The organism is Dysgonomonas termitidis, assembly GCF_042654545.1.
Taxonomy (GTDB): Bacteria; Bacteroidota; Bacteroidia; order Bacteroidales; family Dysgonomonadaceae; genus Dysgonomonas; species Dysgonomonas termitidis.
In genome coordinates this window covers 1-21,024 of sequence record NZ_JBHSGN010000058.1, presented here as the reverse complement: position 1 = coordinate 21,024, position 21,024 = coordinate 1, and the positions used below count along the sequence as shown (strand labels likewise).

Annotated in this window: 25 protein-coding genes; 19 read left to right on the top strand and 6 right to left on the bottom strand. The window is 49.6% G+C overall.

Going from position 1 to position 21,024, the window contains the following annotated elements; all coding sequences use genetic code 11:
- Positions 1–74: 74 nt before the first annotated feature.
- The 5 genes from ACFO6W_RS07430 to ACFO6W_RS07410 form a co-directional block, all read right to left on the bottom strand.
- On the bottom strand, positions 75–656 hold the full coding sequence (locus tag ACFO6W_RS07430; RefSeq protein ID WP_379994874.1) for a hypothetical protein: 582 nt from the start codon (positions 654–656) through the stop codon (positions 75–77).
- Between the two features lie 78 nt (positions 657–734).
- Positions 735–3,245, bottom strand: a complete 2,511-nt coding sequence (locus tag ACFO6W_RS07425) for a phage portal protein family protein (RefSeq protein WP_379994873.1) — start codon at positions 3,243–3,245, stop codon at positions 735–737.
- Positions 3,246–3,316: 71 nt separating this feature from the next.
- The gene (locus ACFO6W_RS07420) at positions 3,317–3,733 is read right to left on the bottom strand and encodes a phage protein Gp36 family protein (protein ID WP_379994871.1); all 417 of its coding nucleotides are present in this window, start codon (positions 3,731–3,733) and stop codon (positions 3,317–3,319) included.
- Positions 3,730–5,283, bottom strand: coding sequence for a hypothetical protein (locus ACFO6W_RS07415; protein ID WP_379994869.1), 1,554 nt, complete (start codon positions 5,281–5,283; stop codon positions 3,730–3,732). The genes ACFO6W_RS07420 and ACFO6W_RS07415 overlap by 4 nt, the downstream gene beginning before the upstream one ends.
- 1 nt (position 5,284) lies before the next feature.
- A complete protein-coding gene (locus ACFO6W_RS07410; RefSeq protein WP_379994866.1) occupies positions 5,285–5,809 on the bottom strand; it encodes a hypothetical protein in 525 nt (174 codons plus the stop codon).
- Between the two features lie 314 nt (positions 5,810–6,123).
- On the opposite strand from ACFO6W_RS07410, the gene ACFO6W_RS07405 reads away from it, so the two are divergent.
- The 6 genes from ACFO6W_RS07405 to ACFO6W_RS07380 all read left to right on the top strand — a co-directional run bounded on the left by ACFO6W_RS07405 (position 6,124) and on the right by ACFO6W_RS07380 (position 11,290).
- Entirely contained in the window at positions 6,124–7,233 is a 1,110-nt protein-coding gene (locus ACFO6W_RS07405) for an ATP-dependent Clp protease proteolytic subunit (protein WP_379994864.1), read from the top strand.
- A gap of 123 nt (positions 7,234–7,356) precedes the next feature.
- A complete protein-coding gene (locus tag ACFO6W_RS07400; RefSeq protein WP_379994862.1) occupies positions 7,357–8,283 on the top strand; it encodes a hypothetical protein in 927 nt (308 codons plus the stop codon).
- Positions 8,284–8,421: 138 nt separating this feature from the next.
- Positions 8,422–8,781, top strand: coding sequence for a hypothetical protein (locus ACFO6W_RS07395; RefSeq protein ID WP_379994860.1), 360 nt, complete (start codon positions 8,422–8,424; stop codon positions 8,779–8,781).
- A complete protein-coding gene (locus ACFO6W_RS07390; protein WP_379994858.1) occupies positions 8,778–10,004 on the top strand; it encodes a DUF2586 family protein in 1,227 nt (408 codons plus the stop codon). The genes ACFO6W_RS07395 and ACFO6W_RS07390 overlap by 4 nt, the downstream gene beginning before the upstream one ends.
- 143 nt (positions 10,005–10,147) lie before the next feature.
- Positions 10,148–10,582: a hypothetical protein gene (locus ACFO6W_RS07385; RefSeq protein ID WP_379994856.1), complete on the top strand. Its 435-nt coding sequence runs from the start codon at positions 10,148–10,150 to the stop codon at positions 10,580–10,582.
- A 162-nt stretch (positions 10,583–10,744) separates the two neighbouring features.
- The gene (locus ACFO6W_RS07380) at positions 10,745–11,290 is read left to right on the top strand and encodes a hypothetical protein (RefSeq protein ID WP_379994854.1); all 546 of its coding nucleotides are present in this window, start codon (positions 10,745–10,747) and stop codon (positions 11,288–11,290) included.
- 182 nt (positions 11,291–11,472) lie between these two features.
- Here the strand turns inward: ACFO6W_RS07380 and ACFO6W_RS07375 are convergent, their stop codons facing one another.
- Positions 11,473–11,676 carry a hypothetical protein gene (locus ACFO6W_RS07375; protein ID WP_379994986.1) on the bottom strand — a complete coding sequence of 68 codons (204 nt, stop codon included), beginning with the start codon at positions 11,674–11,676 and terminating at the stop codon, positions 11,473–11,475.
- On the opposite strand from ACFO6W_RS07375, the gene ACFO6W_RS07370 reads away from it, so the two are divergent.
- The 13 genes from ACFO6W_RS07370 to ACFO6W_RS07310 all read left to right on the top strand — a co-directional run bounded on the left by ACFO6W_RS07370 (position 11,660) and on the right by ACFO6W_RS07310 (position 20,928).
- Positions 11,660–13,465 carry a phage tail tape measure protein gene (locus ACFO6W_RS07370; RefSeq protein WP_379994984.1) on the top strand — a complete coding sequence of 602 codons (1,806 nt, stop codon included), beginning with the start codon at positions 11,660–11,662 and terminating at the stop codon, positions 13,463–13,465. The genes ACFO6W_RS07375 and ACFO6W_RS07370 overlap by 17 nt on opposite strands.
- A 229-nt stretch (positions 13,466–13,694) precedes the next feature.
- Complete coding sequence (locus ACFO6W_RS07365) at positions 13,695–14,174, top strand: DUF6046 domain-containing protein (protein WP_379994852.1); 480 nt, start codon at positions 13,695–13,697, stop codon at positions 14,172–14,174.
- Positions 14,171–15,136 carry a hypothetical protein gene (locus ACFO6W_RS07360; RefSeq protein WP_379994850.1) on the top strand — a complete coding sequence of 322 codons (966 nt, stop codon included), beginning with the start codon at positions 14,171–14,173 and terminating at the stop codon, positions 15,134–15,136. The genes ACFO6W_RS07365 and ACFO6W_RS07360 overlap by 4 nt, the downstream gene beginning before the upstream one ends.
- Positions 15,133–15,657, top strand: coding sequence for a hypothetical protein (locus tag ACFO6W_RS07355; protein ID WP_379994848.1), 525 nt, complete (start codon positions 15,133–15,135; stop codon positions 15,655–15,657). Before ACFO6W_RS07360 ends, ACFO6W_RS07355 begins: the two co-directional genes overlap by 4 nt.
- Complete coding sequence (locus ACFO6W_RS07350) at positions 15,657–15,971, top strand: hypothetical protein (protein ID WP_379994846.1); 315 nt, start codon at positions 15,657–15,659, stop codon at positions 15,969–15,971. The genes ACFO6W_RS07355 and ACFO6W_RS07350 overlap by 1 nt, the downstream gene beginning before the upstream one ends.
- On the top strand, positions 15,968–16,195 hold the full coding sequence (locus ACFO6W_RS07345; RefSeq protein ID WP_379994844.1) for a hypothetical protein: 228 nt from the start codon (positions 15,968–15,970) through the stop codon (positions 16,193–16,195). Before ACFO6W_RS07350 ends, ACFO6W_RS07345 begins: the two co-directional genes overlap by 4 nt.
- Positions 16,182–16,706: a glycoside hydrolase family 108 protein gene (locus ACFO6W_RS07340; RefSeq protein WP_379994842.1), complete on the top strand. Its 525-nt coding sequence runs from the start codon at positions 16,182–16,184 to the stop codon at positions 16,704–16,706. Before ACFO6W_RS07345 ends, ACFO6W_RS07340 begins: the two co-directional genes overlap by 14 nt.
- A complete protein-coding gene (locus ACFO6W_RS07335; RefSeq protein WP_379994840.1) occupies positions 16,703–17,224 on the top strand; it encodes a hypothetical protein in 522 nt (173 codons plus the stop codon). The genes ACFO6W_RS07340 and ACFO6W_RS07335 overlap by 4 nt, the downstream gene beginning before the upstream one ends.
- Entirely contained in the window at positions 17,206–17,478 is a 273-nt protein-coding gene (locus ACFO6W_RS07330) for a hypothetical protein (RefSeq protein WP_379994838.1), read from the top strand. Before ACFO6W_RS07335 ends, ACFO6W_RS07330 begins: the two co-directional genes overlap by 19 nt.
- Before the next feature lie 97 nt (positions 17,479–17,575).
- Positions 17,576–18,409 carry a hypothetical protein gene (locus ACFO6W_RS07325; RefSeq protein WP_379994836.1) on the top strand — a complete coding sequence of 278 codons (834 nt, stop codon included), beginning with the start codon at positions 17,576–17,578 and terminating at the stop codon, positions 18,407–18,409.
- A gap of 71 nt (positions 18,410–18,480) precedes the next feature.
- A complete protein-coding gene (locus ACFO6W_RS07320; RefSeq protein WP_379994834.1) occupies positions 18,481–18,966 on the top strand; it encodes a hypothetical protein in 486 nt (161 codons plus the stop codon).
- Positions 18,967–19,025: 59 nt separating this feature from the next.
- Positions 19,026–19,814 carry a hypothetical protein gene (locus tag ACFO6W_RS07315; RefSeq protein ID WP_379994832.1) on the top strand — a complete coding sequence of 263 codons (789 nt, stop codon included), beginning with the start codon at positions 19,026–19,028 and terminating at the stop codon, positions 19,812–19,814.
- A 64-nt stretch (positions 19,815–19,878) separates the two neighbouring features.
- Positions 19,879–20,928: a hypothetical protein gene (locus ACFO6W_RS07310; protein ID WP_379994830.1), complete on the top strand. Its 1,050-nt coding sequence runs from the start codon at positions 19,879–19,881 to the stop codon at positions 20,926–20,928.
- Positions 20,929–21,024 lie beyond the last annotated feature (96 nt).

Below are 21,024 nucleotides of genomic sequence, written 5' to 3'. Positions count from 1 at the left end.
ATAATTCAATGTGCCAATTAGCAAATATGCCAATGAATTTCACTGTTAACTGTTGACTGTTGACTGCTAACTGATTACTCCTCCCTTTCCACTTCACTTTTCCACCAATCCTCGAATTGCCGGAACAGCGTTTTGCTTTCCCCCAGATACTGGCGTTTGGGAATAGTTATTTTTGCACCTATCCTCATGAGCGCCATATTGCGGCAAAATTCGGCCTTGGCATTTATTGCCCGGTTCCTGGCGGAGTTGGAAACCTTGCCACCTTTCGTTTTGGTTGTCATCCCGGCAAACTCGTAATACTTAGCCCACCAAAACTTTTTCATTTTGCGGGTGACGGTTATAACGCCGCCGTCGTTGTGTATTCCGGAGTATGGCACATCGGTACCGGTGCGCACGCGCTGTTCGTTCTCCTCCAGGGGCCTGATACTTTGCATCAGGTTCATGGTGTTGCCGCCTCCGCCGCCTATCAGTATCTTTTTGCCTCCAAGCGGCCCCGCGTGTTTCATCCATGGGCGGAGCGACTCGTCCGTAAAACCGGCATTAACAAAACTATCCTTGAAAAACTTTGCCGATTCTATGGCGACCATACGCGGCCGCGCTTTTATAAGCCTCTGAGCCTTACGTGAAAAATCGGGTATTTTATTTTTTTTTGCCATAATAATTGTATCTTTGTAACGATTCGCGGCTTCCGGGTCAAGAATCTGTACAATAAGGTAATGGTTTCGGCTGTTACCTTATTGCTTTTTCAGGGCGACCGGTATCACTTCGTTGCCGTTGATCAACACAATGCTTTTTATATTTTTATTGCGTCCGCCCCTCATTGCGCCGTATATCTCGGAAATAACCTGACTTACCGAACCATCGTAGGCCGATATGTCGAGAACAGCAATACTGGCATTTTGCTTGCTTGCTTTTTTTATCTGATTCTGAACGAAATTTTTAACACTCGCTCCCTCAGACATTGTTTTCAGGTCTGCTTTCCTGTTTTTATTCCCGACAGATAATTCCGGATTTTTTACGCCGTCGACATTGATATGCGGACGAATGTAGATGTCTTTATTCAACCCTTCAGCTAACTTCCTGGAGGCTTCAATATTTTGCGGCAAATCCTTTGTATCGGCGAAGTCATTAACATACACTTTGTTGTCGCCGGCCTTTATCACGCGGTTATACGGCAGATATTCCTTTGCAAGTTCCGCCTGCCTGCGTATCTCCAGACGCGTTTCGCTGTTTTCGACCTTTTGGTTGTAACTGTTGTTGTCGTTGAAAATCTCGCCGGTCTTGGCAGGGTTGCCCGACCATTGCGGATCGGGTGTATAATCGGGCGTGAAGTTGGTTAATACCTCGCGCGTTTGTTCCCACCAGCAACGGCAGTTAGGGTCTAGCGGCGTCATGTGGTCGTCCAGAAACGGGTCGTCGATATTTACAACCATGCCCTCTAACGCCGCATGCGGCGCACGCACGTCCTTATCTCTCATCGTGCGGAATTTTACACGCTGGTAAAGGTCTTTGCCCAGCATCCAGTCCTGGAACTGCCGTGCGGCCTGTGCCTTGCGTGCCGCCCATGCCGCCTGCACGTCCAGATAGTGCCCGTTCTGGAGGTTTAAATATTTCCCGGCCTCCGCCTCATACAACTTTTTGTTGTCGATGGAATTACTGTATAATTCCACTTCCTTTTGTTGCACATGGGTTTTTGTGGCCGAAAAGCGCAAAAGGTTTTCACGCAGCTTGCGCGCGGTGGCGTCGTTGTAATACTCTTTGCCGTATCCGGTTTGCGCAGCTTTGTTCAGCCTGTCGTATGTTTTCAGGAGGAAATCTTTGTTTATCTCCTCCGGCTTGATTTCGCCACTCCTGATTTTCTCTATCAGGTCGTCCTGCGCTTTGTCCCATGTGCCGGCATAGATCGGTATTACCGTAAGCCCCCCGCCCCTCAAAGGGGAAGCCGTGCGCGCGTAAGGGGCTAAGAGCGAAAAACCGCTTACCTTACTCTTTTTTTTTTCGGTGCCGCCGGGTTCCGGTTCCGGATCTGCCGGGGGTTGCCCTATGGCGGCGCGCAATTTTGTAATTGGCAGGCCTGTGATTTTCTTCAATTCCTCGATGTCAAACTCAAGGAATTGCGACAATGCCTTGACGGCCTCCAATATCTCTTTTAATGTAAGCGTCTCGCTTTCGTCGTACTCAAATGTGAGGTTTGCCAGCGGAGCATACGCAGGGCTTAACTTTACAAGCCGGGGCTTAACCTCCGTGTTAAAGTAGTATTTGAATTTCAGTTTGTCGACTTTGTGCCTGTAACCTAAAATGCGTTCCTGTACTTCGGCCGCGCCGACGAATGCTTTTTCATTGTTCAGCCCGGAGCTCCCCTGTATCGCCTTCTCGATCTCCCGGTCGCAAATGTCCGTCATCAGGGACTTGAATGTGTTGTAAGCATCCACGTTGTAGCCTTGCGGCGTCTCTATCTTTTCATTTCCCTGCAATACCGCAAAATGATTCATGCGGAACTCGTGCAACATTTCGAACAGTTCGTCGCGGCGTTTGTCGTCCATCCGGTCGGTGATGGCAAAGATCGGCGGCACCCCGTATTTTTCCACATACGACATCCATGCGCCAAGCCCTAATTTTTTAGCAATAATAACCGTTGCCAGGCCGGCGAAAATGCCAAGGCTCCAATCGCCGCCCACCTGGAAGTAATAATTTTTATATGCGCCCTCCCGGTAACTGATCCCGTCGCTGTCGTATTCCTCGATCAGGATAACCCCTTTTTGCGGTATGAAGTTGGATTGCGGTACCTCCTCCACTTGCTTCAGCTCGCCGTTGACGTCGATGTCGAACATGCAGATAAGCTTTGTACCCTCGAAGGTTTCGGAGCAGACAAGTTTTGTAAGGTCGAGCATCCATGGTTTTTCGAGCAGTTTCTTCGCCTCCGTGTCTTCGTTGCCGCTTTTGTCTACCAGTTTATAAGGCGCGCATTGCACCGGTAAGATGCGGTTTTCGACACAACTCTTTAAGTGCCCGTCCAACTTCATGTTTTCGTAAAATCGCATCAGGTCGCCGCGCTTCGGGTTGTCCGGGTCGGTGGCCGCGATCATGCCGTTTGTCCAGTCTTTTATCTGCTTGCGCGACATAACGGTAGCCTGCCGCTTATAGTCTACGCGCTTGCCTTCGCTCCGTTTGTAATATTCGGCAACGACAATGTTCCTGCTTGCCTTTGCCAATAACCATGTCGCCGCCTTATCTATAAAATTCATATTTTCAGCTTTTAGCTGATAGCTGATAGCTGTTAGCCGCTAATGGCTAATGGCTAACGGCTAGTAGCTTGTTATATAAAAAAATCGTCGTTTGTCGTATTTCCGTACATGAGCGTAGCCGTTGTGCCGTCATCGCCTGTTATCTCCGGCATGCCGGGCAATGTCTGCCTACCGCTTTGGATATTGTTCAAAATCTCTTTTGCCTCCTTATATATATCGGTGTAGTCTTCGGGCACTTTGCGCGCGGCATTACGACGCACAGCCCTGTACACGACTATCATGGCGATGGCCTGTACCAACACCGGGTGCCGCATAACAGGCGTGCCGAAAATTTCATCCGTCTTGTAACGCCCGGATATATAAGTAATAGTGAACGAAATGGCTTTTTCCTCCAATCCGTCCAGTATGGCGTCATCCAGTTCGACACTGTCGTCGAGCATGCGCTCCTGGATAACTTCGATCAGGTCTTCTTTTTCTACATATCTCATGGGATTTCGTATCTATGTTTCATTTTTCCGGTTTTAAACGGTTTTCCGCCGGACTTTTCCTGCCGCGATGATGTGGTGTATTTATCGAGCGTAGATATGGCGTACTGGTCGGCGTCGGGCGCGTCGTCGTGTTCGTCGCTGCCCTCCTCGATGGCGCAAAGCTGGATAATACCTATTTGCGTGTCGCTTTGGCTCTTTAGCTCTATATTGTAATAAATGCGGGAGTTCTGGAAGTATGGCACCAGCCTGATGATACGCCCCAGCTTATTCGTCCCGCGCGGTATGTCAACACCCATAATATTGAGGAAAACGCCGTGTTCGTCCTCTGCTTCCTCGATGTTGCGCTGTACTTCCTTATTCCAGAATTGCGACTCGTATTGGAACAGGATATTCACACCGCCGGGCAATGACTTTTTAAACTCGCACATCCAGTTACAGGCGTCTTTCATTTCCACCTGTTTTACAAAGCAGTCGATCAGGTAGAATCTGCGGTCTTTAAGCCCCCAAACCCTCACAGCGTTATAGTCGCTGTCCTCGTTGTTGGTATATGCTATGTCCCAGTGCGATATAATTATTTCAAAGTCGCGCAAGTCCGGGAGTTTGCACCATTGTATTTTATCCTCGCTGAATATCTTACCCTCCAGCTTTGTTTCGTGCAAATATTCAGCATAAGCCGCCGGGATGCCCATATTGTCTTCCTGCTGCCTGTAATAGTCGGCGGTGTAATAGTCCCACGCCGGCTCGTGCGTTACTTTATTGTAAGCCTTGATTTGATGTACAAACCATTTCGGGTGCGGGTGCCGTTCCTGCAATATCGTTTGCGTCATAACGCGCGCAAAGCGGTTGTTTGCATACAATAACCGGCGGTGATGCTTGTTTGTCATTGTGGGGATCACATCGCGCTCGATGATCTCCGCCTGCTTGCGCATCCGCTTGGGGTTGCCGATGGTGTCCGGCGTTTCCAGGTCGTCGATACTCCACAAGTTCGGGCGGCGTTTGCCGACGCGTATCCCGCGCACTTTCTTTTTGATACCGAACGCCATGCCAATAAAGCGTTGGTCTATGGTTTTGAAGTTGCCGATAGTCCAATCGCCGTCGGCTTTTTGTTCGCCAAAGTCATTTATCAAAAGCGGGTTGCCATCCAGTTCCGCCTGTATATCCGACAACAACTCCTCCGCCCGTTCCTTGCTGTCCGACATCAGGCAAAAGAAAACATCCTCGCCGCGTACCCATAGCCAAAGCGGAATAATAATATTACACCACACGGACTTGGCAAGCCCGCGCCCCCATTCGGCAAAGCCCATAAAAAGCGGATTATGTGCCACAAGGCCGGCAAACTCTATCTGAAAGTCCGCGCTTTCGGCCTCTGCATAATGCGGCAAATAGGTTTTGACTAAATATTTAACATCGGTCTTGGCCCGTTGGATGCGGTTCATTTTGTCGGTCAACGTTTCGTGCACGTCCACCGTTGTCGCACTCCGGGCAAGTTCGAGCCGTTTTATATATTCGTCTACCTTTTCCTGGTCGCGTTTCCTTTGAGACTTTGCCATTTTAGCCTAATTCGTTGCTTTTGCGTCGCAAATACAGGGTTTGAAACTCAATTGTCTGTTCGAATAATTCCGGGCTATATGATTTCAACGCGCGGAATATCTCGTCGAAAATATCTACATACATACCGAGTGTTGCGCCCTTTTCCTTGTTGAGTTCTCCGAGGGCTTTATTTTGGTATGCCATATCGTTGGATATGCGCCCGGCCTCTTTTCTTAGCCGTATTTCCAGGTCGGCGTCGCCGGCGTCGATAGCCTCCGTAATCTGATATTCAATATTGAGCCGCTTATCGGAAAGCAAACTAATAATACGTTGGATATTCTCGCGGGCGGTACTTGCGGCCGATTGCCTTGTTTTTCGCAGCTCACGCCATCCGCCCTCGTTTGCCCACTCAGACATTGTCTTTTCAGACACGCCAAGTATTTGCGCCGCCTCCTTTTGCGTCTTGCCCTGCTCCACGACATACTCATAAGCCGTGCGCCTTAGCTTGATATAATCCGGTTTTTCCGGTTGCTTCTTTTTGCCCATATATTTTAGTAATGAGTTACATTTTTAGTTACGAGTTACGAGTAATGAGTTGCTTTTTTCTTGTAACTCGTGACTGCCTGAAAGGCGCAGTAACTCGTAACTGCTTACTGTTTACTGCTTACTGTTTACTGTTTACTGTTAACTGCTAACTATTACAGGGCAAAGATGTGTTTTTGCACCTCCTTAATAAAAGAAGTTTGTAAGGTATACAATATTGTTTGTAAGGCTTACAAACATCTTTGCGGGCCTCTTTTTTTGCATACACTTTTGTATTGTCAACAGCGCACAAATAACAAAATAGATTCAGCATGTAGATGGATAAAAAAATACCTTTTAATATAAACGCATCGGCGCAGGGCCAAACGGCCTTAATACGCATAACCGGCACAATAGGTTGGGATACTGATTGCGAGCAATTCCGTACTATGATAGACGGGATAGCCAAAAACGGCATTGCAGACGCCCATTTATATCTTAACGGCCCCGGCGGTTCCTGCTTCGATGCGGAGGAAATAGTCAATATTATACAAAGTGTATTTACAGGCAGGGTAACGGGCGAGGGTGGCGCGCTCGTTGCCTCCGCTTATACACGTATAGCGGCTATTTGCGAGACTTTCGAACAGCCCGAAAACGGTATGTTCATGATACACAAACCATCGGGCGGGGCATACGGAACCGCAAAACAAATAGGCTCATATCTGAAACTTGTAACGGATATAGAGGCTAACTACTTTAACATATTCAAGGCCAAAGCTACGGACGCGGCAACCTTTGAAAAGCAATGGGAGGCCGGCGACTGGTGGATGACTGCAAAGGAAGCAAAGGCGAACGGCTTTATATCCTCCGTAAAAGAAAATACAAAAATAGACGCGGACACAAACGCCATGATAATGGCTTGCGGTTGTCCAGCGTCTATAATTCCAATTATAAACGATAATAAAAACGAAGAAACAATGGATTTAAAAGCAATGGCGAAAGCCCTTGGATTGTCCGAGAATGCAACAGAGGCGGAAATACAGGCCGCCATTGCATCCGCGCAAAACGCGGCGGCGGACTTGGCGACCCTGAAAGCCGAAAACGCAAGAAAGCAAAAAGAGGCTGACGAAAAGAGGAACAAAGCGGAGGTGGAGGCCGCCGTAAAGGACAAGCGCATCACCGCCGACAACGAGAAAATGTGGGTGGAGGCATTAACAGAGAACTACGACAAAAACAGCAAGTTGCTGGCGTCGCTTTCCCCGGTGGCTAAAATTCCGACAAACACAGGTGGTGGAAAAACCGCTACCGGAACCGTAAAGCACCAGGGCAAAACATTCGAGGAACTGCAAGAAGAAGATCCGGACGCCCTGGCGGCATTGATGGAAGACGACATCGACACATACGACGAATTGTATAGCAATTATCTGGTACGTAACAACCTGAAATAATGAGTCAATGAGTCAATGAGCAAATATGCCAATGTGCCAATTTAGCTAATAGCTGTTAGCTAATGGCCAATAGCTTTTTTATTTGCTAATATGCTAATTTTCAAATTTTCAAATTAATAATATATGGGAACTTCATCACCGGGGCAACATCTGACACAGTATGTTGCGCCACAACTATTACAGGAATTCCGCAACTATAAAGACGACTTCATAGGCGTTATTCCCGGAGCACCGAAAAAGGCTATATCGGCCGACGGCCTCCGCTACAACAAGTTAATCAACAACGTCGGTTTTTATGTGAATAACGTGACAGCCTTCAATCCCCAGAAGATGAACGGGGAAAAGGTAATTGTCCCGTGGGAATGGTACGACACAGACCCGACTGAAGTGGACGACGACGAAATCCGCGCATTACCTTACGATAAGCGCGCGGAGGTGCGGGTAAAACATACCGAGGCTTTCAAGATCGGTATCCGTGACCACACAATGTGGAAACTTTGTCCGGAGGATTCGGACAATCCGAACATGCCGGTAATGCGTACAACCGGTAATAATGACGGAACCGGCCGCAAGCGTTGTACATTCCGCGATGTTGTCGAGTATCTGGAAATGGTAAAAGATTTGAACCTGCCGTTGGTCGACCAATTGAATTTAATTCTCAACGCCAAGCACTCGACCGACCTTATCCTCGACCGCGACGCGGCCCCGTATTTCTCTAACAAGGAAATCTTTTTTGATGTCCGCACAGGGAAAGTAAAGAGTGTGATGGGCTTCAAATTCTTTGACAATAACGCCGCGCCGCTGTTCGATGCCGACGGAAACAAGAAACCGAAAGGTTCCGTAAAAATCGCCGGCGACCAATATGCGTCGACATTCTTTTATGCGCCTAATGCAGTCTATCACCTCGACAGCGTGAAGATACTCTATAAGGATGAGCACACCGACACACGTAACGCACACCCTACATCGGAGTTCAGGACACAAACTTACGGACTCGTAGACCGCGTTGTCGACTATGGCTTCGGGGCTATTGTTTCCGGGAATTCGTAAGCAGTTAACAGTAAGCAGTAAACAGTAGACAGTTACGAGTTACTGCGCCTTTCAGGCAGTTACGAGTTACAAGAAAAAAGCAACTCATTACTCGTAACCTGTAACTCGTAACTCGTAACTAAAATACAAATTAACAATATGGATACAGCAGAATTGAAAAAGACGGCGGACAGCGTTTTTAAACGTTACCCGAAAGTGGACAAAGTATATATAACTACAGACGGACAGCCGTTTTTTGACGAAGTACACGCCAAAAACCATGCGGCAAAAAAAGAGTTGGACGTTGAGACGTTCCGCCGCAAGGAGGCCGGGGCCGCCGATATCGGCAACATGGACAGGGCCGGGCTCGAAGGTTATATAAGGGATAATAAGCTTGATATAGCATTCTACGCCGAAACCCCTGACGAAGATTTGCGGACAATGATCGCAAACGCAACCGGAAAGAAGCCGGCACCAGCAAAAGCAAAAACAACAACTTCTAAAAAGACTGCAAAATGAGTTTTACAGGTGCACAAATAAATAAACTTGACGGCGGGCTTGGCGGGGGAGAACCCGCCGGCCGCGTCGCGGTTCTTGTTATCGGTGCCGGTGCTATTCCCGATAAACTGGAATTGTACAAGGCCTATGAGCTTCTGCAAATAGAAGACGCGGAGGCCAGGGGCATAACCGCCGAAAGTGACACGGCAAACCAGGAACTTTCGTACTATCACCTGTCCGAAATATTCCGTTTGTCGCCGGAAACCTCCGTACATGTTATCGCAGTACCTAAAGCGACCAAAGAAAGCGATCTGAAAAACCTGACGGAATTTATAGCGGCCTTGCGTTCCATCCCGAACGTTAACACGATCGGGGTTGCCGGACTGACGGACGACGCCGACATAGGTGTTGCGGTTACGGGTATGCAATTGCTCGCAGATGATCTCAAAAAAGATTTTATCTACATAGATGTAGCCGTGATCGAGGGCAAAGGTGCGTATCTCACCGGGGCGACGGTTGCGGATTATCCGGCGCTACGCGAATATGACAGCGAGACAATTATGCCTGTCTGGGCGCAAGACCCGGCAATTGTCGCGCTCGACGACGCGTATGAAAACCATGCGGCCGTCGGTTCCGCCCTGGGCATGCTCCTGGTGCGCTCGATACATGAGAACCTCGGTTCCGTAGATATCGAGGTAAAACCAAAAGCCCGCAAGGCGGAACAGGATTACACGCTGACGGACGTAAAAACCGGGCGTTGGCTATCCGCCGCGTTGAGTAACGGCAAAAAGTTTGAAACCCTTTCGGGAGCCGACCAGAAGAAACTCGACGAACTCGGTTATAACTACGTTGGAGTCTTTGCGGGCTATGGCGGCTATTTCTTCTCCGACTCCCATACATGCACCGAGGCAGACAGCGACTATTGCTATGCCGAACGCAACGCGATATGGAACAAGGGCGCGCGCATTATCCGCGCCACGCTTATCCCGCGTATACGCTCGAAGGTGGAAAGCGACCCGGGCACCGGATACATCAAGAATACAACCATAACCGACTGGGACGGACGCGTGCGCAAGGCACTGGAAGAAATGGTAAGAGCACGCGACATTGCCGCCTTCGATATATACATCAATCCGAAGCAGGCGGCCGTATCTACCAGGCCTTTTAACATCAAAGTGCAATTTGTCGCCGATGGTGTTGTGCATGAATTTGAGGTCGACCTCGGTTTTACCCGGTCAGTTTAAACAGTTAGCAGTAAGCAGTTAACAGTAAACAATTAGTAAATGTGCCAATATGCAAATGTGCCAATGGAGGCGCAAAGCGGTAAAATAATGATAACTGAAAATATTGGCACATCGGCATATTTTCACATTAAATAATTAGCATCATGCAAGTAGGATTATTAATAAACAGGTTCGGGAAAATGGCGGGGTGGAACAACGTCACCCTTACCATGCTTGGCCGCGACGCAGAGGGTATAACCGAACTGTCATACAACGACAACGTAGACAAGGAGAACGCGCGCGGGGCGGGAGGCATGCCCATAGGACGCGGCGAGGGCAACTACGAGGCGGAATGCTCCGTCACGCTATACATGGAGGAGGTTATCGCCCTGCAACAATCTTTAGGCCCCGGCAAGCGCATACAGGACATCGCGCCGTTCGACATTGCCGTTACATACAAGTACCAGGGCATTATCTACAAAGACCGCATCCGCAACTGTGAGTTTACGGACAACGGCGTAGAGGTGAAGCAAGGCGACAAAACCATCTCACGAAAATTCAAACTGATTATTTCCCACATCGACTGGAATATAATTTAACAGTAAACAGTCATCAGTAAACAGTAAGCAGTTACGAGTTACTGCGCCTTTCAGGCAGTTACGAGTTACAAGAAAAAAGCAACTCATTACTCGTAACCTGTAACTCGTAACTCGTAACTCGTAACTAAAAATGTAACTCATAACTAAAAAAATAACAAGAAAATGAAAAGATTTATAGTTTTTGCCCTTATGGGCCTGGTGTTTTTGTTTGCCGCCGGTATGCTGGCAAGCACGGATTTTGCACATGCGGTAAAGGAAAAGGTAACAATGGCCTCTGCCGGTGATTGCGGCACGGCAATATTAGCCACCGGGCTTGGCGCGGCCGTAATAGCCGGTAAAGGCGGGGAAACGCAGGCGCAAGGCGAAGCAAAAGAAAAAACAGCGCGTGAAAAACTTTGGATAATAGACCAGCCGGAGTTTGACGACCTGGAGGCGAAGTACAGGAAGTTGTATGTAATAGACGTAGCCATAGACGCCGACGAACGCTACCAGTTTATAGCCCGGCGACCGTCAAAAGACCTTATAGACAGTTTGGCCGCGTGCAAGGACAATATTAACGAGGTAACCGACACGATGATAAAAAACATGCTTGTCAGGCATTCCCGGTTCAATCCGGAGGAACTCGAAGACGGCGTCGTTTACCAGCATGTTTTAACGGCTTTAACCGCCATATCAAGACAGGGTAAACAGCTTTTTACCAAAGCATAGAGGAGGCTTACAAGTCATTTAAGGGAAACACCTTTGCGCAAATAGACTTAGTCATAGAGCATACTTTCGGCGTAAAGGCAAAAGAGTTGTCCGAGGATGAATGGCTTACCTGCTATGCTAAATATAAGTTCCTGAAGGAAACGGAAATAGAAATACAATCGATCGCAATCAAAAAAGGCATTTTAGAGGCCGCCGCAATCATATTTAAAGATGAGCCAGATAGTAACACAATGGATAGCTGAATTTACCGACAACATTTCGTCGCCGGTAGAAGGAGTGACCGACGCGGCGGAACATGCGGCGGAGGCTATCGACGGCATTACAGAGGCGGCCAACAACGCGGGGGAAGAAATAAAGAAGCTGTCGGCTATGGACCTGAAGGCCACGGCGGATTCGATACGGGATTTGACAAACCAGTTCGAGGAGGCGATGCAACCGGGTATGGGCTTTGAGGTGCAGATGAAAAACGTGCAATCCATCACCCGGCAAACCGATGCGGAAATGGAGCGACTGGGAGACAGCGCCCGCCAGCTTGCAAAAGACTTTGGCGGCGACGCCTCTGCCCAGTTGGAAAGTTTCGGGTCTATCATTGCACAGTTCGGGCCTGCCGTCGCGAAAGATAACGACGCTTTGGCGTCGATGGGGCACGACGTTTCTACCCTTAGCAAGCTGATGCAAAACGACGCGGTAGGGGCAATGGACGCCCTGACAACGTCCATGCTGCAATTTGGCGTTGACCTCACCAACCCGAAACAGGCGGCGGCCGAAATGACACGCATGATGAACGTAATGGCGGCGGCCGGCAATGAGGGTGCATCGGAAGTGGCGGACACATCCGAGGCTCTTAAAAATTCCGGTATAGCGGCCAAAAATGCAAACCTTTCATTTGAAGAAACAAACGCCGCGTTGCAGGCTTTGGCGCAAGCCGGGAGCAAAGGTTCGGAAGCTGGCGTAGGCTTGCGTAACGTTCTCGGCAAGATGGGCGGCATAGATATCATACCACGCAAGGCGCAAGAGAAGTTGAAGCAGCTTGGCGTTGACTATGATATTGTTTCGGATAAGACATTGCCGTTTGCAACCCGCTTACGAGAACTGAAAAAGGCACAGGGCGACGCTACTCTTATCGCTCAGATTTTCGGTATAGAAAACGAAAAGTCCGCCATGGCTTTATTGAACAGCATCGACGCCCAGGAGGAAATGACGCAAGCCATAACCGGCACAAACGCGGCCTCCGAAAGTGCCGCCATTGTGATGGATTCGCAGACGGAAAGTATCTCGCGCATGACGGCATGGGTGAACGACCTGAAGATAGGCCTCTTTAATGCGATTGGCGGGATAACGCCTTTTGTCATCGGCCTTGGCACTATCGCTTTCACTATTGCCAACGTTGCGGCGGCGGCAACCGGTATCTCCAAACTGATAACCTTTGTGAAAAGCCTGACTATTGCCACCCATCTGCAAACGGCGGCGCAATGGCTGTTAAATGCAGCCTTTTGGGCGAACCCTGTAGTGTGGATAGTCGCCGGCATTGCGGCCCTTATAGCGACTATTGTGGTATGCTGGAATAAGTTTGAGGGCTTCCGCAAAGTGGTTATGGGTGTCTGGGAGGTTGTTAAAGGCTTTGGCGGCATCCTGAAGGATTTTGTAATAGACCGTATCAAAGGTATTATTTCCGGGCTTGGCGCCATGGGTGAGGCTATCTATAAACTTTTCACGGGTGATTTTTCCGGGGCCTGGGAGTCGGCCAAGCAAGGCGCAAGGGATTTGTCCGGATATGATGCTGCAATGAAAGCCAAAGAAAGTTTCTCGAACATGAGTATTTCCGGCTTATACGACGAGGGTGCGGCAAAAGGCGCGGCATCGTGGGCAGAATCACAGAAGGACAAAGAAACCGACAAGGTCGCCGGCCCTCTCGAAATGTTCCAGACTGGCGGGCAACAGGGGGCACCCCCCGCCGGAACCGGAGACGGACTGGCGACCGGAGGAAAGAAAAAAGGCGGCAAAGGCTCGAAAGACGGCGTCACCCTTGGCGGTTCCGGCAGTGGCGGTGGTAAAAGCATCGTGATGAATATTACCAACAACTTCACCGGCTTTAGAGGTACCAGGGAAATGGCGGAGGAGGTCTGCAAGGTGATTAACAACAAACTATCCGATAGTTTGGCAATCGTGTCTTAAAGGAAAAACGAAGAATGAAAAACGAAAAATATTTTTCACTTATCACTTTTAACTTTTCACTTAAATGACAGGACAGGAAAGAAACAACGCTTTATTTATCGCTGACGCCATCCGGCATATCTTCGGCATTAACAGCCCTATTTATATACCGTGGGGCAAAAGTGCGCCTTACGTCTCCGATGAGTTCCCGGACATCCGTTTTTTGCCGGAGAGCAAAAGCGAAACGGTAATGTCCGAGTTTGGCACACCTGTTTTCGGCGCAATTACGTTTGAGGGCGGCGAGTACAATATGTACGACAAACACGACGGCAATGTGGTAAAGGGCCGTTACGGCACCTACCGTTTGCCGCATTCGTGTATAGTCGAATTTTCGCGCGAGGCCAACATCACCAAAACGACGGTTTTGGGCAGTACCGGCACAGTGAAAGAGATATACGGCAAAGGCGACTGGGATATAACCATACGCGGCATAGCCTTGCAACGGCGCGACGGTACGGGAGAAACGACTCAGGAACAAATAAACGCGCTCGTGCGGTGGGACAACGTTTGCGATTCTATCCCCGTGCTTGGCGACATCTTCCGGCACAAAGAAATATATAACATCACGATTACCAATATTTCTATCCGGCCTATTGTCGGACGCTGGAACGCCATACCCTTTCAGATCGACGCCGTGAGTGATGAACCGATTGAACTGTTTTTGCTATGAGTACACTGATAATGGCGGCTGAGATATTGTTCCGGGAGTCGCGCGGGCGGGCGGGCTTTGGCATCCGCCGGGTTTCTGAAATCCACACCGAAAAGAGCTGGAAGGAATTTACAGGAACGGCCGAAATTGTCCTCCCCCGGAATGTGCGCGACTTTAAAAGGATTGAGGCAAACAGGCTCTTTGAGATCGGCGACCCGGTAACGGTCAGGTTCGGGTACGGTGCGGGAGAAGTACCGGTGGAGTTTGAGGGCTATATTTCCGACGTAGCCGACGGCGTGCCGTACCGGATAAAGCTGGAGGATGAAATGTTCAGGCTGAAACGCGGGTCGGTAACAGTCAGTAAAAAAGGCATTATACTAAAACAACTGCTCGAAACCATCGCGCCCGGCTATAAGGTTGTTTGCCCGGACGTTCCTCTGGGCACGGTAAAATATACGGACGTTGCGCCTATTGCCATACTCGAAAATCTAAAAAAGGAACTTGGCATTTATACCTATTTCGTCGATAAGGTTTTGCACGCTACCGACGGCAACTCACAGGAAAGCGGCACGATAAACGTATTGCTGGAGAAAAACGCCGTAAGTGAAAACCTGAACAGGAAAAGCAAGGCCGAGGAAAAGATACAGGTAAAATTCAAGTCCCTGCAACGAAACGGCAAGTACATTACATACGAGGAGGGTGACAAGTCCGGGACGGTGCAAATACGGAATTGGCCGTACCTCACACTGGAAGAAATAAAAGTAAGGGCGAAACGTATCGTCGAATTGCAGAAAACAAAAGGCTTTGACGGTACAATTACACTCTTTGGTATACCACGCGCAACGCAGGGCATGAAAATAGATTTGAAAAGCCTCTTTTATAAAAACATGGACGGCCTTTACTACATAGACAAGGTTGTGAAAGATTTTAGTCCCGGAGGCATCCGCCAGGAAATTACGATAGGAAACAAAGCCGCGTTATGAGTGAGATAGACAAGTTTGCTGAAAATATAGGCCGTAAGACACAGGAAGCGAGGCAGGCGCAAATCCGCTTTGTGGAGTGTGTGTCCGTGGATTGGGAAAACAAGACCATGGACGCCAGGGGAACCGGCGACGGTGGGGAATATCGCGATGTTGCCCTTGGATTTGGTTATACGGACATAAAACCGGCTGTTGGTTCTACGTGCCTTATTGGCATTATCGACGGGCAGGAGGTTGTAACATTCCTTATCAACGCCGAGGATGTGGAACTTGTGGAAACCAAGGCCGGAAAGATAATTTTCAACGGCGGCGGCAACGACGGCCTGGTCAATGCGCCGGAACTGACAAAGCGGATCAATGCCCTCGAAAACGATAACAATATGCTTAAACAGGTATTCGCGGCATGGCTTCCGGCTCCTAACGATGGCGGGGCAGCCCTGAAAACGGCGGCAGCGGCATGGGCGGGGCAACAGATAATAGTTACCAAACAGGATGATATTGAGGACAATAAAATAACGCACTGATGAAAAAGGGTATATTACTGGATACGGGCAACGATCTGCTGATAAACGTAAAACATGACAGCCGGGGCAGGATCACCGGCGGGCTGGTTGTCGGCGAACGGCAAATACAGGATGCATACATCGTACTGTCGGTAAATAAAGGCGAGATAAAAGAAGATCCTGTATGCGGCGCAAACCTGCTGCTTATGATAAGGGGAGGCCGGGATACAGAGGAAATACGCAAGACAATCGAGATCAGCCTTGCACGTGTCGGGATACAATATGATGATATTAAAGAACAGATAGTTACTAAGATTAACAAGGAAGAAATATGAAACTAAAAGTGCAACTAGGCATCTCGGTATTTCTCATTATCGTGGGCTGCGGATTACTGATCGCCGGGTTCTGCGTGCCGCCGCGGGGCGTGATCGATAATTCCGTATTGATCGCGTTCGGCGAGATACTGACATTCGTAGGAACAGTGTTCGGTATAGATTATTCATACCGGGCGAAAATATTTAATAACGAAAACAAAGACAAAGAAGATGGCAAAAATTAAATTACTGATTCCGATTATCAACCGCTGGAGCGGCGGTTATGTAAATCATCCCAACGATAAAGGCGGCCCTACAAACAGGGATGTCACTCTGGCAACATACACGGCTTACAGGAAGAAAAAAGGATTTCCGGTAACGACTATCGAGGATCTTAAGAACATGACCGATGAAGAATGGGGCGATATCCTTAAGCCGATGTTTTGGGATAAATGGCGGGCCGATGAGATAGACAACCAGTCGATAGCGAATCTTCTTGTAGACTGGCTTTGGGGTTCCGGCGTTTATGGTATCAAATATCCGCAACAGGTATTGGGTGTCGTCGCAGATGGTATTGTAGGCCCTAAGACACTGGACGCTATAAACAAATACCCCGACCAGTCGGAGCTGTTTAAAAAACTATGGCTGCGCCGGAAACAGCATTTTGAAAATATCGTGGAAAAAGACCCGACGCAAAGGGTATTCCTGAAAGGCTGGCTGAACAGGTTGAATGACTTTAAATTTTCCGGACAATGAAAGAGAGAATTTGGCTTATAATAACATTCGTAGTGATGTTGATTGGATTATTTGCCTGCAAATCCCCGCAGCCTAAAAGCGAACATTCGGTTATTGCCAATAACAGCCGGGCGGACAGTACCAGCCGCGTCGAGCGGGAGCGCGCCCGCCTGCTGACGGTTCCGGCCTCGGCTGCGTCGCTCGACCTGAACTTCGGCAGCCTGGCAGACCTGCCCATCGGTGCGAAATACACCGGAAAGCAGGGGCAGGCCACCGTAACGGTAGAGCGCATCAGCGGGGACAGTATAAAGGTGACAGCCAACTGCGACAGCCTGAGCCAATTAATTGTAGAGAAGGAAACGGAGATATTCCATCTGCAAAATAGGGTGAGCGAACTGGAGGACAAGGAACTAAAAACGGTAGAAGTGTACAGGCAAACAAACTGGCAGATTGTGTGCGGCTGGTTCGGCAAGGTATTTATGGCGGTGATCGGTATTGGTTTAATCACATTATTCCTGAAATGGAAACTAAAGCCCTGAACTCGCAATCCCTTCCCGACCTCTCCCTCCAGGAGAGCGGTACACTGGAAGGCGTCTTCGACCTGGCAGTAGCCAATAACCGGAGCATCACCGACGCGCTGGAGCCGGGGGCGGAACTGGCCACCGCCTCCCCGCGCGACAGCCAGGTGTATAACTACTACCACGTGCGTGGACTAACACCGGCCACGGGTGCGGTAGACCTGCCCGGAGGTATCGGGTATATGGGGATAGGAATCGACTTCGCAGTCAGTTAACAGTTAGCAGTAAACAGTAAACAGTAAGCAGTAAATAACTCGTATCTCGTCTACTCGTAACTTATAACTCATTACTTATAACTCATAACTAAAATATATGGCCCGTACAATCCAACAAATAAAAAAAGAAATGACCGACGCCTGGATATCCGATCCGGCCATCCGGGATAAATACGAACTGGACGCTACAAAGACATTCGAGGAGCAGTTTTCTGTTGTCTCCATCGAAAGCATTTTGTTTTTCGTCGTGGCCGCTTCTACCTGGACACTGGAGACGCTGTTTGACATCCACCGGCGCGAGGTGGAAGATACTTTGTCGGCGCAAAAGCCGCACCGCCTGAAATGGTACCGGAACAAAACGCTTGCCTTCCAGGACGGTTATCTGCTTCCTGAAGACAGCGACATTTACCCGGTGATCGACGAGGCAGCAAAGGTCGTTAAATATGCGGCAGCCGTGGAACCGCCGGACTCGTCCAAAATCCTGATCAAGATAGCCGGGGGCGATGCTTTACGCGACAAACTGCCTGATGCGACAGCCGCCCAGGTGAAGGAATATATCGACTGGATAAAAGACGCCGGCGTGCGCATCGACCTGGTGAACCTGTCACCCGACGCGTACAGGTGCGAGGTGGATATCTATTACAATGCTATGCTGCTGGCCGACCGCGTGCGGGATGCTGTGCGCGTCGCGATTGTTGGCTATATCGAAAACCTGCCCTTCAACGGCGAATATTCGAACATGGCGCTGGTCGACACCTTGCAGGGCGTCGAGGGGGTAGTGATCCCGGAACTGAAAGCGGCGTATAGCCATCCGGGCGGCGGGGCTTTCGCATTCGATATTATAAATGCGAAGCTGACACCCGTAGCCGGGTATCTGAGAGCATATAATGAAAGCGATATTGTAATTAATATGATAGCGTATGACAGTTAGCAGTAAACAGTAAACAGTAAACAGTCAAAATAACTCGTAACTCGTAACTTGTAACTCGTAACTAAAAAAAAATGAACTGGTACAGAATATCCTACTCCCGCCTGGCATTGCTCTTGCTGCCGCCGATGCTACGCAACCCCGTGCTGGCGGCTTTCCTGAACGGGGCGTTAAAGCCTGTGTCGCTGCTATATATTTCCTTTCTTGGCTTCCGGGGCGATATAGCCTATAATTTGGGGCACAACGGGCAGGTATGTTACTTGCAGGCCGTGCTTAACGATGCTTTCGATTACAGCCTCCGGCGCATCCGGATCACCGACGCCCCGGAGAATGAATGGGGCCGCTTTCTTTGGCTCGAAAGTGAAGACAGGCCCATTATGCTGGGTATATTTATATTAAATCGTGAGGCGTTCATCGGCGCGGACGGTATCGACTTTGCGGTGATCCTGCCCGCCTCGCTGAACCTTACCGGCGACGAATACAACCGGCTGAACTCGCTGCTACGATATTATAAGATGGCGGGGAAGAGATATGTGATAATAATTAAGAATGAAGAATGAAGAATGAAGAATTGCGCAAGCAACTCGTAACTCGTAACCTGTAACTCGTAACTAAAAAAATGAACAATGTAAATTACTTAGGACAATCGCAATTCCCGCTATCGAGCGACACGATGCAATTCAGCCAGGAGATGATAATGCTGGTGGCGCAACTGTCCGCGCTGGGCGGCGACGGAATATATATACTCTCCGGCTGCCAGGAGGAGGGCGTGAATGTAACGCCGGGATATGTAGTTATTAACGGCGAGATACTGCCATTCGCCGGCGGCGCGAAATTAAATACCGTATATGTGGAAGAAATACGGCGCGATGTGGACGCCTCAGGCTACCACTTCCCGCAAGTATATATTTCCCGCACGGTTAAGTTCGGGCTGGGTAACGAGCAACGGAACTGGGCCGACTTTGCACCCATCGCTACCAACAAGGCATTGGCGTCGGCTATCGACGCCATTAACCAGACGCTCTCCGGATTGCAGGGCCTGCCCGCCGGGATTATCGTTATGTGGTCGGGTTCCCCGGCCAATGTACCCGCCGGTTGGGCGTTGTGCGACGGCGTCCAGAGCCCGGTAAACCTCTCCGGCCGATTCGTTGTCGGCTACAACCCGAACGACGAGGATTATGACGCCATCGGCAAAACAGGCGGAAGCAAGCAGGTAGCATTAACCTCCGAACAGAACGGCCCGCACGTACACGAGGGTGTACCGGGAAAAATGGCCGACATGGACAGGGGTACCCTACATTCAGCCTACTCTCTCGATGATTACGGTACTACGGCATCCTCCGGCGAGGGGCAGCCGCACGAAAACCGCCCGCCGTATTATGTGCTGGCATACATTATTAAGTTATAAACGAAAAACGAAGAACGAAGAATATTTTTCACTTCTCACTTCTCACTTTTAATTTTTCACTTTCATGATTCGACCTTTAGAAACATTAAAGTCGTGGTTTACGACAGGATCTTACCCGACACAGGAGCAGTTCTGGGACTGGATGGATTCGTTCTTCCACAAGTCGGACGGCGTGGATATTAATAATATCAACGGCCTTAACCAGTATATCAATGACCGCAACCAGTCGCTGACGGAGACTATGCAGGATGAAGAGGCGGCCCGCGAGCAGGCGGACGCCGACCTGCTGGCGCAGATACAATACAACTCGGCCCGCATAGCTGAGCTACAGGGTACCGGGGGTGCGTTGCCGCACAACGATTTCGGGCAGCTTGGCAGCCCGCTGACGAATGCGGATAAACAGACGCTGACAGTTTACGCGATCTCGTATATCTGGCCCGGATATACCGATCTCGTGTATAATGCCGCAGACCCCGCCGCCTCGACATTCAAGGACGCTAATGGCGGCGACCACACGGCAGCCGAAATATTTAATTCCACATGGGTGCGCAACGACTTCGATAATCACCGCCTTGTGCTTGCTAATACGCAGGATACGGAGCCTGCCGTGTTCGACTGGGCGGATGTCGGCGCCGACGTGGTGGACATCGCGACGCAACTACTGGCCGGGATAGTCCTGGGAACGGAAGACCAGGAAGCAAATAAAGGCTATGTGAATGTGCTGGCTAACGGGCAGATGAAGGTAATAGGCTGGGATGCGCTTATAAACTCCTTATCGGCAATGACCACGCGCTACGCTTTCGAATCCGCGTCGCAGAATGTGGCTACTTTGGCCGGCATACCGGTGGCCAATGGTGGCAATGTAAATGCGACGCTGGCCGCCGCCAGCACACTGTCTGTAACGGGCGTTATCCCTACAGGGGCGGAGATGTGCATACGCGCCTATAACGGCAGCGCGGCGGCAATAACCGTCACGCTGCCGGCTACAGGCGATGTGTATGTTAACGACTACGGCAATGTATCGGTGAGCATTCCGGCAGGGAAGGCTGTGGAAATAAACCTCTGGTGTTATACGGCTGGTAAGTATAGCATACGGGTAGGAGAACCGAATTAATCAGTTAGCAGTAAACAGTAAACAGTAAAAAATATGCGACGAAGGACATACTCCAATAATGATTCCTATTATGAAGATACAGCCGGCATACAACAT